Genomic DNA, 12,867 nt, shown 5'->3' with positions numbered 1-12,867 from the left:
TCACCCCCTACTTAGACTCAGCAGCTGAGCCCATATGAGCGAGCACACCTAAAATGTCTTGATAGAAATTCTCTCGAGTACCTTGACGGTTTAATTCTTTATAAAGAAGACCATCTTGAATAAATAAAATACGCTCACAATAACTTGCACTAAATGCATCGTGTGTAACCATCAAAATACTTACATTGTGATTTTCATGTAAATCTTGCATCGCTTCTAATAAACTTTTTGCGTTTTTACTATCAAGCGCACCTGTCGGTTCATCTGCTAATACAATTGCTGGATTATGTACTAAAGCTCTTGCCGCCGCTGTTCTTTGCTTTTGTCCTCCAGAAACAGCCGTCGGATATTTTGTTAAAATTTCGGTGATGCCTAATTTCTTCGCAACGTCATTTACCTTTCCAGTAATCTCACTTGACGGTACGCCTTGCAAAGAAAGTGGTAAAGCTATATTTTCATAAATTGATAAGTTTTCTAGAAGATTAAAATCTTGAAAAATGAAACCTAATTTTTGAGAGCGAAAATCAGATAACGCATTGCCCTTCATAGAAGTAATATTTGTACCAGCTATCGTCACACTACCACCTGTCGCTTGGTCAAGTGTACTTATCACATTAAGTAAAGTCGTTTTTCCAGACCCAGAAGGTCCCATGATCCCGACAAATTCTCCTTCTTTAATACTTAACGATACACCCCTTAATGCTTTTGACTGATTCTCATTTCTTTTCCCGTACGTTTTTTCTACACTTTCTACAGTAACTACATTTGTTGACATCTCTTTCACTCCATCCCTTTTGTATAAAATTAATTTCTCACATATTTCTTATTATTTTGTCATGTGAATTCTTAAGAATTTTTTAATTATTCATTCAAGAAGAGTTACACCTGTAACATGAACCTTTTTCCTACTTCATATTCTCATTTTTCTACAACTCGTTCCCTCGATTTCGCTTACATTTACCTTACATTTTTGTAAGATAAAAAAGAAAACACACTAATTGCTAATAGTGTGTTTTCTTTACAATCAATATTTTCTATTCTTTATTTCCTCTTCAATAGTTGCCACAAATACGTCTAGCGCAATAACTTCTGACTTCTCTTCCCCATATTTACGTACATTTACAGCTCCGTTTTCCATTTCCTTATCACCAATAACAAGAACATACGGTACTTTTTGCATTTGTGCTTCTCTTATTTTATATCCTAATTTTTCATCTCGTGCATCTTGTTCAACACGAACTCCAGCTTGTGCTAATTTATGTGCAATCTCATTGGCATATTGTTCATGTACTGCATTTGAAACTGGAATTACTTTCACTTGAACTGGTGCCACCCATGCCGGGAACGCACCTCCAAAGTGCTCAATTAATATTGCTAAGAAGCGATCTAATGACCCTAAAACTGCCCTGTGAATAACAACTGGTCTTTTCTTTTCATTATTTTCATCTATATAATTTAAATCAAATTTCTCTGGCATTTGGAAATCAAGCTGGATTGTTCCGCACTGGTGGCTTCTATTTAAAGCATCTTTAATATGAAAATCAATTTTCGGCCCGTAAAATGCACCGTCACCTTCATTTAGTCTATATTTATAATTTAGCGATTGTAATACATTTTCTAATGCCGCTTCTGCTTGCTCCCATAATTTATCATCACCCATTGAATCTTCTGGACGAGTAGAAAGCTCTACTTCATATTCGAATCCAAAAGTTTTATATACGTAATCAATTTGCGCCATTACTGATTTAATTTCATCTTCAATTTGTTTTGGAGTTACAAATAAATGTGCATCATCTTGGCAGAAAGTACGTACTCTTAATAATCCGTTTAACGCACCACTAAATTCATGACGATGTACTTGACCAAATTCACACATACGAATCGGTAATTCACGATAAGAATGCAATTTATTTTTAAACATAAGCATGTGCCCTGGGCAGTTCATCGGTTTTAATGCAAAACTTTTATTATCTACTTCAGAGAAATACATATTATCTTTATAATGTCCCCAGTGCCCTGATCTCTCCCATACTTCTTGGTTCATCATGAACGGAGTGCGTACTTCTTGATACTTATACTCTTTTTGAATTTCTCTTAAAAATGCTTCCAATTCGTTACGAATCATTTGTCCTTTCGGTAAATAAAACGGCATTCCCGGAGCCTCTTCAGAAAACATAAATAACTCAAGCTCACTGCCTAACTTACGATGATTTCTTTTTGCTGCTTCTTCAACGAAATGTAAATACTCTTCTAATTCTTTTTGAGAAGAGAATGCAACACCATATATGCGCTGAAGCACTTGGTTATTACTATCACCTCGCCAATATGCACCGGAAACGTGAGTTAATTGAAATGCTTTCAAATAACCTGTAGATGGTAAATGTGGTCCTCTACATAAATCTACAAATTCACCTTGTTTATATAGTGTTACACTTTCCCCACTAGGAATTGCTTCTAAAAGTTCTAATTTCAAGCGGTCGTTCATTTCTTGAAACAGTTTAGCTGCTTCTTCTCGAGAAACCTCAACTCGTTCTATCTTTATATTTTCATTTATGATCTTTTTCATTTCTTTTTCGATTTTTCGTAAATCTTCTATGTTTACACTACTTGGAAGATCCATATCATAATAAAATCCATTTTCAATAACAGGTCCTACTCCAAGATTTATATCACCATACAATCTTTTTACAGCTTGCGCTAAAATATGTGCCGCGGAGTGTCTTGCAATTTCTACCCCTTCATTTGAATCTATAGTAATGATTTCCACTTCCGCATTTTCTTCAATATTTCGGCGTAAATCATATAATCCATCATTTACTTTCCCCGCGACTGCTTTCTTTTTCAAACTACTGCTAATGGATCCAGCAATTTCTTCTAAAGTAACTCCATTTACAAATTCTTTAACGCTACCATCTGGAAATTTAATTTCAATCATTTGTTCTTTCATTTTTCATCTCTCCATTTCATAATAAAAAGCACACTCATCCCTAAAATAGGGACGAGCGTGCTTTTACCCGTGGTTCCACCCAGATTCCCATTGTAAATATACAATGGCTTCATTTACGGTAACGTCGTTTACACGGCACTAGATACTTCATTTCCCTAGTGCAGCTCTAAGGTGGTAAGTTATTTTTCTGCGTTAGGAAGTTCTCAGCTTTCCTTCCTTCTCTGTATAACCGGGTAAAATAACTCGTGTCCTTTTCTTCGCTTATTATGAAATTGAATGCAAAAAAGCATATTCATCCCTAAATATAGGGACGAATATGCTTATATCCGTGGTTCCACCCAGATTCCCATCACAAAAAACATAATGGCTTCTTTTGCGATAACGTCGCATACACGGCACTAGATACTTCATTTCCCTAGTGCAGCTCTAAGGTGGTAAGTTATTTTTCTGCGTTAGGAAGTTCTCAGCTTTCCTTCCTTCTCTGTATAACCGGGTAAAATAACTCGTGTCCTTTTCTTTGCTTTTTGTAAAACATCCATTTATTGTTATTTAATATATCTTATTCATTTTATTTTTGCAAGTGTTTAAAAAAATTATTTATTTAATTTAAAAAAGTGAAACCAATTTTTTTTGGTTTCACTTCACAATTTTACCAATCTTGTGGTTCGTAATTTAAGTCTGCAAATAGACGTCTTTTCTCTTTCTTCGTTAAATCTCTCCACTGCCCAACTGGTAAATTATTCAATTCGATATTCATAATTCTCGTACGTTTTAACGTGTATACTTGATAACCTAAAGCTTCACACATACGGCGAATTTGACGATTTAGCCCTTGTGTTAAAATAATTTGGAACTCATATTTTGATAACTGTGTAACCTCACAAGGAAGCGTTTTTGTTCCTAAAATTTTAACACCCGCTGCCATTTTCTCTAAGAAATCAGGTGTAATTGGCTTATCTACTGAAACGATATATTCTTTCTCATGTTTGTTTTCAGCACGTAAAATTTCATTAACAATATCACCATCATTCGTTAACAAAATTAAACCGTCTGAGTCTTTATCAAGACGTCCAATGTGACTAATTCGTAAAGGATGGTTCACTAAATCGATAATATTACCTTTTACAGCTTTTTCACTCGTACATGTAATACCTACTGGTTTATTTAAAGCGATATATACGTGATCTCGAGCAATTCGAAGCTGCTCTCCATTTACTCGTACATCATCACCTGGGTTCACTTGGTCACCAATTTTTGCAACCTTACCGTTAATAATTACTCTTCTCTCATTAATTAGTTTATCCGCTCCACGTCGAGACGCTTTTCCAGCTTCACTAATAAATTTATTGATACGCAAATTAGGCACATCCTTTTCTAAAAAAAATTTCAAGCTCACACTGCTTCTACCGTACAATACAAAAGGGTAAGCCTCCTATTATAACTTAAATATATTAACATGAAAGGGTATATAACGTCTTCTATTAATTACTTGTTTATAAGAAAATATCTTTATTATACATTCATTTATGCACTTTTTCAGCGTTTAATATACAAGCCATTCTTCCTTACATACAGCTTGTTTTCCTTTTATCTCTTCTATCTCTTCATGAATATTAGCTAATTTATATAAACCTGGGAAAATCTCTTCCACATAATGTTGATGCGTCTTTTCATCTTTCCAATACGTTAACACTATGTAACGATTTTTATTTTTTAAAGACTTCCCAACTACTCCACCTAACATGCCTTTTGCTTTTTCCATTCCTTTATTCCAAATTGTTTCTTGCTTATGTAAAAAATGATTTTCCTTTTCCATCTTTACATCACATATAGCAACTCTTACGAATGATCCTTCTGTAAAAACGTTTTTCAAATGCGTATCAGTTATATCATACAACGTTTGAAATAATTCAATTTCACATGAAAGAAACGTATCCTCTTGATTACTATTTAAATAAATTGTATCGTGAGCACCATTCATAAATGATTGATATGTACTTCTATCTTCCCATAAAGTAAATACACATGCCTCATCTTCATACCATCCACCAAATTGTCCATGAAAACCATCTAGGTGCCGTATATCACGCCATTTTCCTTGCGCATTTGAAAACAATTCCTTTTTCTCTTCTTCCACCTTACAGTAGATTGTTTTTAGTAGCATTTTTAATTCCCCCTTTAGCATATAATTTATCTTCTTCTCACAATAATTAGTTCGCATAATATTTTTATAATCACCCTAATACTCTTTATAGACATATAGAACTAATCATATTTATCACTACATCTATCAAAACATCTATCGAATTTAATTTCAAATAATTCAGAACGAAAAAGATGTAACTCTTAATGAATTACATCTTTAGCTAATCTCCCTTATTCATCTTTTTCTCAAATAAATAATACGTAATGTCTCCTGGATAATGTAATACCGTTACCTTCCGCTCCCCTTTTTTAAAACTAACAGTATGCCCGTTTTCCCCTAAGTTCTCCCATCCACTCGCCTTTGTAATTGGCATTACACTTATATATTGATAGTCCTCTTCCTTATCATCGTTAATATGGATTGCTGACATTGGCACTGGAAAATCTTTAATTTTAGATTCTTTATTCATAAATATGAATGCAACTACACCAACTAATAACATAACCATTGAAATACTTGAAACTAGTTTTCTTCTATTCATTTTCACTAAAAACCCTCTTTTCTCACATATAACTTTCATCATTTTACTAACTTTAATTATTTATGTATAGAAAAGATATATTTTAAATCATTTCTAACCTATTTTCTCTACTTAAAACAACATCATTATTATATATTATAATTATAAGTTTTTAAATTTTGGAGGCGTTACATATTGCAGAAATTACTTTTTACTAAATGGACAGTTATTATTTCTATTTTCATCATTTTTGGTACAATTTTCTACGTTACTAATGTTAAAAATAACCACGAAAAAGCAACTGTAGAAACAGCGGAGACAAAAACTTTCAAAACTAAATTACAACCTAAAATTAATGAATTGACTACTCATTATAATGACATCATCGAAAAAGATTGGTTACCTGCCTGGGAAGAGATTAACACGAATGGAGATTCAGTAGATCGAAATAAACTATTAGTTACAATGAGTGCTGTTTCCAAGCAGTACGAAACAATTATGAACGAAATAGACACGCTTAAAATTGAAGAAAACATAACAGATATAGATATACAAAAACAACTACTTCAGTTCACAACTCAGTTTAAATCCGCATCAAATTTCATGAAAAATGCAGCAAATTTAATTATAGATGGAGCAAATAACTCTACTCCAACCGATGAAACTATTGAAAAAACAAAACAAGCTTTAGGACTTGCGGATCAACATATTGTCATCGCTTTATCTACTTTAAATGAAGTTGAAGATAAATTAGGACTTACAAAAAAATAAAACTATTTACTATTTTAAAATAAAAAATGATTGCAATTCACAATTTGTATGTCTATAATGTTTTTATTGATTTACAATCAATGTGTTTATAAATTTTATAATTCGGATGAACCATTCAGGAGAAGGTCTATTGATCTACCGACGGGGCAAAAAGTTGTTATACCAGCTTTGAAACTCTCAGGTCTTGGTTACAAGTAGAACTGCATGGGGACGAATCTCTGGAGAGACTCCCTCTCGCTTTCATAGAGCGTGGAGGAAAACGAGCACCGAAGGAGCAAATCCGCTACTATAGCGGATAATCTCTCAGGTAAAAGGACAGAGACAAGCGAAAGAAAATGCCGATTTGTATCGGTTTATTTTTCTATCCCTTGTTTCTCCAGAGACCATTTCATTTACTTGAAGTGGTTTTTATTTTTTCTAAATAAAGGAGAATAAAGATGGAGACAGTAAGTAAAGTATTAGAACAAATGAATCAATACGTGTGGGGATTACCAACTTTGTTGCTACTCGTTGGAACAGGTATCATTCTCACAGTGCGTTTAAAAGGTTTACAGTTTAGTAAACTATTATACGCTCACAAACTAGCATTTAAAAAATCAGAAGATACCTCTTCTTCTGGAGATATTAGTCACTTCCAAGCACTTATGACAGCTATGGCCGCAACGATTGGTATGGGAAATATAGCCGGTGTTGCAACAGCTGTTACAATTGGTGGTCCTGGTGCAATATTTTGGATGTGGATTACCGCTTTATTCGGTATGGCAACAAAGTATGCCGAGGCAATACTTGCAGTAAAATACCGTGTTAGTAATGAAAATGGTGAATATTCAGGTGGACCAATGTATTATTTAGAGCGTGGTTTAGGTAAGAAATGGCTGGCAGTATTATTCGCTATATTCGGCACAACTGCTTCTTTCGGTATTGGTAATATGGTGCAATCTAACTCAGTTGCAGAGGCAATGCGAATTAATTTCTCTTTCCCTCCTGCTTTAACTGGTATAGTAATGTCATTTTTAATCGCAATTGTTATTTTAGGCGGTGTAAAAAAAATTGGGAAAGTGACGGGATATGTCGTTCCTATTAAAGCTTTCTTTTATATAATTGCTGGTCTTATAATTATTTTCTATCACTACGACCAAATTCCAGAAGCTTTTTCACTTATTTTTTCTGGTGCATTTAATGGTACAGCAGCTGCTGGTGGTTTTATTGGGGCAACAGTTGCATCAGCTATTCAAATCGGAATGGCGCGTGGTGTATTTGCGAACGAAGCTGGTTTAGGGAGTGCCCCTATTGCCGCGGCGGCGGCAAAAACTGATTCGCCTGCAAAGCAAGCTTTAGTTTCAATGACTGGTACTTTTCTAGATACGTTTATTGTATGTACAATTACAGGACTAGTATTAATTACTACAGGTGCTTGGAGATCTGGTAAAACTGGCGTTGAAGCTACAACACTTGCATTCCAATCTGTATTTGGTACTGCTGGTAGTATGATTCTCGGTATCGCAATTATTTTATTTGCCTACTCTACTATTTTAGGCTGGTCGTATTATGGAGAAAAATGTGTAGCTTATTTATTCGGAGAAAGTGCAGTTAAATATTATAAAGCAATCTTTATTGTTATGATTGCAATTGGTGCTAATTTAAAGCTAGGAATCGTATGGACATTTGCTGATATTGCAAATGGACTTATGGCAATTCCAAACTTGATTGGTCTAATTGGATTAAGTAGTATTGTTGTTGCTGAAACGAATCGCTTTTTACAAGCAGAGAAATTGAAAGAAAATAATAAAAAACAGGCAAGTTAATCTATGAAAAAAGGAATGACTCATACATGATGAGCGTTCCTTTTTTCATCTCCTCTTTTACTTAATTACTATCATTAAAAATATATTTATATCAATATTTACTCCTTTTTATTCCTTCAAAAGTTTTTCACATAAATGTCATAAATCGTATGGTCTAACTATATAGTTGAAAAGGAATGCGACATTAAGGTGTCACTGAAAAACTCATCCAAGAAAAGGGAGGAAAAATCTTTTGAAAAACAAAATCATCGTTTTCCTATCTGTTTTGTCATTTATTATTGGTGGTTTCTTCTTTAACACGAATACTTCAAGCGCTGAAGCATCATCTACTGATTATGTTCCTAACCAATTAATCGTTAAGTTCAAACAAAATGCATCTTTAAGTAATGTGCAATCTTTTCATAAATCTGTCGGAGCTAATGTCTTATCTAAAGATGATAAGTTAGGTTTTGAAGTCGTACAATTTTCAAAAGGTACTGTAAAAGAAAAAATAAAGAGCTATAAAAATAATCCAGATGTGGAATATGCAGAACCGAATTATTACGTTCACGCCTTTTGGACTCCAAACGACCCATATTTTAATAATCAATACGGGTTACAAAAGATTCAAGCTCCACAAGCTTGGGATAGCCAACGAAGTGATCCTGGTGTAAAAGTAGCTATAATTGATACAGGAGTTCAAGGCTCACATCCTGACCTGGCTTCGAAAGTAATTTATGGGCATGATTATGTTGATAACGACAATACATCTGATGATGGTAATGGTCATGGTACACATTGCGCTGGAATTACTGGAGCACTTACGAATAACAGCGTCGGAATTGCTGGTGTTGCCCCACAAACTTCAATTTATGCTGTCCGCGTATTAGATAATCAAGGAAGTGGTACTCTTGATGCTGTAGCGCAAGGTATTCGAGAAGCTGCTGATTCGGGTGCAAAAGTAATTAGTTTAAGTTTAGGAGCTCCAAATGGTGGTACTGCATTACAACAAGCCGTTCAATATGCATGGAATAAAGGCTCTGTTATAGTTGCAGCTGCTGGAAATGCTGGAAATACAAAAGCTAATTACCCTGCTTATTACAGCGAAGTAATTGCAGTTGCTTCTACAGATCAATCAGATAGAAAATCTTCATTCTCTACTTATGGTAGCTGGGTAGATGTTGCAGCACCAGGTTCAAATATATATTCAACATATAAAGGAAGCACGTATCAATCATTAAGTGGTACATCTATGGCAACACCTCATGTTGCAGGAGTCGCAGCTCTTTTAGCAAATCAAGGATATAGCAATACACAAATCCGCCAAATTATTGAGTCTACTACTGATAAAATTAGTGGTACAGGTACGTACTGGAAAAACGGTAGAGTCAATGCATATAAGGCTGTACAATACGCTAAGCAATTACAAGAAAATAAAGCTTCTTAAGAAAACTTTAATCAGTCGATCTACCATGAATGCAGAATAAAATAGAAGGAGAGACTTCTATAATTAAAGCCTCTCCTTCTTACAAACTATATTACTCTCCCTGCTTTTTAACCATATGTAAATACAGTACAAAATCCATCATTGTCGATGAATGACCAAGTTGACGAATCATCGCTGTTATATTTCCTCTATGATATGTACCATGATTTACGACATGTTGCACTAATTCTAAAATCGAAGTTTCTAATTTCCCTACGTATGGATTCTCAATAACAAATACAGCATTCACATCTTGTATTGTAATTAAAAACTCTTTATATTGATTTGCCATGTTTTCAAACATTTTTTCTAATTCATGTAACGATTTAGTTTCAATTTGTTTTCGTAAATCTTCTCGGTCTTGTATTGCTTCATTCATACTTTTACCATGCAATATATGTAACCACACTTGATCTGTAATATAAATATGCACAAAAGTATCCTTAATGGATGGGAATACACTCTGTATCTGCTCATTAAAAATTGTCTCATAGTTTGGTAACTCTTTTAATCGATTGAATAATCTAGTATTAGCCCAAGCATGATAATCACACTGTTTTAATATATAATCTTTCAATTTATATTACCTCCTTATTGTATGAAACGAATGGTTTGTTTCTTCATTTCTGATTCTCTATCAGCCTTTGCAATCCCTTTTTCTTTCATTTCATGCTTATTTATCGTTTTATATTTTACATACGTATAAAATTCTGTTTGAAATGGAAATGGTGTAATCCGAATTGTTTCCTCGTCCACCCATTCAGCTTGAATAAGTTTCTCCTCTTTACTATTAAACATTTCTGTTTCTTCAAAACCATCTTTAAATAAGTCAATTTCATCTTTCTTTTTGACACCAGGCTTATTCATACATACGTATAAAGAAAGTTCATCACAAAACTTTAATAATCTATAATGCTTATCGAACATCGCAAACTGTTTCTTTGTTAACGTTTTCAAAATTCTTTTTTGTCGTTCTAATTCATGTTTATAAAATGACATCATCTCTTCATCTTCCTCGTTTAGTGGAAATGATAAAAAATGTTTACTACAAAGCAATGCCCCGTATGGATTAGAATTTTCAATTTCATTCAATCCAATCGTATAAAAAACAAAACGTAATGGGCTTGGACAATCCATAAATGTATATGGAATATTTTTAGCATCATTCAAAATTGGTACTTTATCAAGCTCTATCCATCCTCTGTCATGCTCATATATTGCATCAACTGTTTCTTTTAAATATGTTTTATCTTCAAAAAAGTCTTCTTTTATATGCTTTGCAATCTCTCCAGCCAAAAAACCATGATCATGTTGACGAATTAAAATACTTTCCTTCTCATTTTTTTCACGAAAAATCATTCGTATACTCCCCCTCATCCTCATATTAAAGCTTTTTATATGCATCGATTCTTAATTAATCCCTAAATAATAGAAGGGATTCAGTCTCTTGCAACGAAATTAACATAATTATATAGTATTCTTTCTAATCATAGTGATAGCTTTATCTTTACTATCTATTATACTAAAACATTCATTCCAAAAATTTTTTTATGAGGTGAAAACATGAACAAAACAGAATTAATTAAAAACGTAGCTCAATCAGCTGATATTTCTCAAAAGGACGCTTCTGCAGCTGTACAATCCGTATTTGACACAATTGCTAATGCATTACAATCTGGAGATAAAGTTCAACTAATCGGGTTTGGAACTTTTGAAGTACGCGAAAGATCTGCTCGTACAGGACGTAATCCGCAAACTGGCGAAGAAATTCAAATCGCCGCTGGTAAAGTTCCTGCATTTAAAGCAGGTAAAGAATTAAAAGAAGCTGTTAAATAAAAACAAGAAACCAGCCATTTTATAGGCTGGTTTCTTGTTTTTATTTAAGCAATTGCTTTATATTCTCTGCATGATACACTTCACAAATATAAAATACACATTTGCAGTTACTTACAATTTGATACTTTCTAGTTGGATACACATTCGCTGTAACAGAACATCCATCAAACAATTCAATAATATTTCCAGATGGCTGATATCCTTCATATAATACGTTTCTTCTTACTTCCATCTTTTCTATAAGCTTTTCAACAGGAATATTTCCACTCTCTAATTCACTCTTTATTGCGTCCGGTAAAAACGAAGTGTCTGCAAAAATTAGATTTTCAGATAACACCTTTCCTTTATAACTAACATTAGATACACGGTAAAGAAATGTTCCATCTTTATCAAAGAAATTCTTTGCTTCTTTCGGAATGTACTGTCTACCAAGTGCCTCTTGTTCAAGAACATCAAACTGAACTGTATCATTTAAAAGCTTTTCTAAAGCATGAATGGATGATGTATCTCCAGAAAATAAAATATTTTTAATTGCTTGTACGTTATAAGTGAATTCATTCTTTCTATTTTCCGCTACTAACATGAGGAACACCTCTTCTATAATTTTTTTATTTAAGATTTAAAAGTGCTGCCGCGTCTAATTGCGTAATTTCAGTCACTTCCTTACTGAATATTGCAACAGAGGCCCTATAATCTAAACTAGGCCTTACATCTTCCATCATTGTATTACTTGCTAACTCTTGTCTATCCTTAAAAACCAACAAGTTTGGAGGATCATTTGGAGCTGATACTGTAATATGTACTGGCGGAATCATTAGTCCTTCACCTGTCGCTTTCAGCACCGCTTCTTTTCGAGTCCAATATGTTAAAAAACCTTCTATTTTCTGTTTATTTGGCAGTTTCATAACTTGCGCTATTTCAATGTCTGTTAATACACCTTCTGCCATTTTCATAACATCTACATTTGGATTCATTTGTTCTACATCTATGCCAACAGGTGCAGATTTTGTAAAAGCAACGACAACCCACTCACCTGAATGTGAAACGGATAATTGCGGCATACCTTCTGGTAATTGTGGTCTTCCATGCTGCAATTTACATACTGAGCACATTCGATCAATTGGTACTTGGACTGGTGACATAGAAAGTATCTTACCGAGAACTAATCTACTTATTACGCAACCTATTATAAAACGAGCTCGATCTGCCGAATGGTGATACGAATTTGCTTTCTCTCGCTCTATATCATTTAGTAAATTGTAATGCCATGATTGTAAATCTGAAATTCTTGCCCACCATATTTGACAATCATTCTCATTCAAAGTTGGAATAGAATCTACAACTTTACTTTCTATCATGTAAACTCTCCTTTATTCA

General features: G+C 33.8%; 13 protein-coding genes, 1 riboswitch and 2 other annotated features. Of the genes, 4 read left to right on the top strand and 9 right to left on the bottom strand.

Annotation, left to right across the window (positions count from 1 at the left end):
* Positions 1-7: 7 nt before the first annotated feature.
* The 5 genes from DN407_RS11165 to DN407_RS11145 all read right to left on the bottom strand — a co-directional run bounded on the left by DN407_RS11165 (position 8) and on the right by DN407_RS11145 (position 5,676).
* The gene (locus DN407_RS11165) at positions 8-775 is read right to left on the bottom strand and encodes an ABC transporter ATP-binding protein (protein WP_000106426.1); all 768 of its coding nucleotides are present in this window, start codon (positions 773-775) and stop codon (positions 8-10) included.
* Between the two features lie 249 nt (positions 776-1,024).
* The gene (thrS, locus tag DN407_RS11160) at positions 1,025-2,947 is read right to left on the bottom strand and encodes a threonine--tRNA ligase (RefSeq protein ID WP_000663093.1); all 1,923 of its coding nucleotides are present in this window, start codon (positions 2,945-2,947) and stop codon (positions 1,025-1,027) included.
* Positions 2,948-2,991: 44 nt separating this feature from the next.
* Positions 2,992-3,214 (bottom strand) — a binding site (T-box leader).
* Positions 3,215-3,250: 36 nt separating this feature from the next.
* Positions 3,251-3,474 (bottom strand) — a binding site (T-box leader).
* Positions 3,475-3,596: 122 nt separating this feature from the next.
* Positions 3,597-4,304 carry a 23S rRNA pseudouridine(2604) synthase RluF gene (gene rluF / locus DN407_RS11155; RefSeq protein ID WP_001222162.1) on the bottom strand — a complete coding sequence of 236 codons (708 nt, stop codon included), beginning with the start codon at positions 4,302-4,304 and terminating at the stop codon, positions 3,597-3,599.
* A 186-nt stretch (positions 4,305-4,490) separates the two neighbouring features.
* Positions 4,491-5,111 carry a YdbC family protein gene (locus DN407_RS11150; RefSeq protein ID WP_149216249.1) on the bottom strand — a complete coding sequence of 207 codons (621 nt, stop codon included), beginning with the start codon at positions 5,109-5,111 and terminating at the stop codon, positions 4,491-4,493.
* A gap of 202 nt (positions 5,112-5,313) precedes the next feature.
* Entirely contained in the window at positions 5,314-5,676 is a 363-nt protein-coding gene (locus tag DN407_RS11145) for a hypothetical protein (protein WP_149216248.1), read from the bottom strand.
* 132 nt (positions 5,677-5,808) lie between these two features.
* Here DN407_RS11145 and DN407_RS11140 point away from each other — a divergent pair, with 132 nt between their 5' ends.
* The 3 genes from DN407_RS11140 (at position 5,809) to DN407_RS11130 (ending at position 9,615) form a co-directional block, all read left to right on the top strand.
* Positions 5,809-6,384, top strand: a complete 576-nt coding sequence (locus DN407_RS11140; protein WP_030025569.1) for a hypothetical protein — start codon at positions 5,809-5,811, stop codon at positions 6,382-6,384.
* 208 nt (positions 6,385-6,592) lie between these two features.
* Positions 6,593-6,713, top strand: a riboswitch (glycine riboswitch).
* Between the two features lie 108 nt (positions 6,714-6,821).
* Positions 6,822-8,189: an alanine/glycine:cation symporter family protein gene (locus DN407_RS11135; RefSeq protein WP_016109930.1), complete on the top strand. Its 1,368-nt coding sequence runs from the start codon at positions 6,822-6,824 to the stop codon at positions 8,187-8,189.
* A gap of 232 nt (positions 8,190-8,421) precedes the next feature.
* A complete protein-coding gene (locus DN407_RS11130; RefSeq protein ID WP_000790924.1) occupies positions 8,422-9,615 on the top strand; it encodes a S8 family peptidase in 1,194 nt (397 codons plus the stop codon).
* 91 nt (positions 9,616-9,706) lie between these two features.
* Here DN407_RS11130 and DN407_RS11125 read toward each other — a convergent pair whose 3' ends face one another.
* Both DN407_RS11125 and DN407_RS11120 read right to left on the bottom strand, forming a co-directional pair.
* Positions 9,707-10,231 carry a DinB family protein gene (locus tag DN407_RS11125; protein WP_000656270.1) on the bottom strand — a complete coding sequence of 175 codons (525 nt, stop codon included), beginning with the start codon at positions 10,229-10,231 and terminating at the stop codon, positions 9,707-9,709.
* A gap of 14 nt (positions 10,232-10,245) precedes the next feature.
* Positions 10,246-11,013, bottom strand: coding sequence for a DUF3891 family protein (locus DN407_RS11120; protein WP_149216247.1), 768 nt, complete (start codon positions 11,011-11,013; stop codon positions 10,246-10,248).
* Between the two features lie 204 nt (positions 11,014-11,217).
* Here DN407_RS11120 and DN407_RS11115 point away from each other — a divergent pair, with 204 nt between their 5' ends.
* Positions 11,218-11,490, top strand: coding sequence for an HU family DNA-binding protein (locus DN407_RS11115; RefSeq protein WP_001043905.1), 273 nt, complete (start codon positions 11,218-11,220; stop codon positions 11,488-11,490).
* A 40-nt stretch (positions 11,491-11,530) separates the two neighbouring features.
* Here the strand turns inward: DN407_RS11115 and DN407_RS11110 are convergent, their stop codons facing one another.
* Both DN407_RS11110 and sfp read right to left on the bottom strand, forming a co-directional pair.
* Positions 11,531-12,073: a hypothetical protein gene (locus DN407_RS11110; protein ID WP_000959126.1), complete on the bottom strand. Its 543-nt coding sequence runs from the start codon at positions 12,071-12,073 to the stop codon at positions 11,531-11,533.
* A gap of 25 nt (positions 12,074-12,098) precedes the next feature.
* Positions 12,099-12,848 carry a 4'-phosphopantetheinyl transferase Sfp gene (sfp, locus tag DN407_RS11105; RefSeq protein ID WP_000572997.1) on the bottom strand — a complete coding sequence of 250 codons (750 nt, stop codon included), beginning with the start codon at positions 12,846-12,848 and terminating at the stop codon, positions 12,099-12,101.
* Positions 12,849-12,867 lie beyond the last annotated feature (19 nt).

Source organism: Bacillus sp. JAS24-2 (genome assembly GCF_008274905.1).
In the GTDB taxonomy this organism is placed as follows: domain Bacteria; phylum Bacillota; class Bacilli; order Bacillales; family Bacillaceae_G; genus Bacillus_A; species Bacillus_A cereus.
This window is presented reverse-complemented; position numbering and strand designations above follow the sequence as displayed.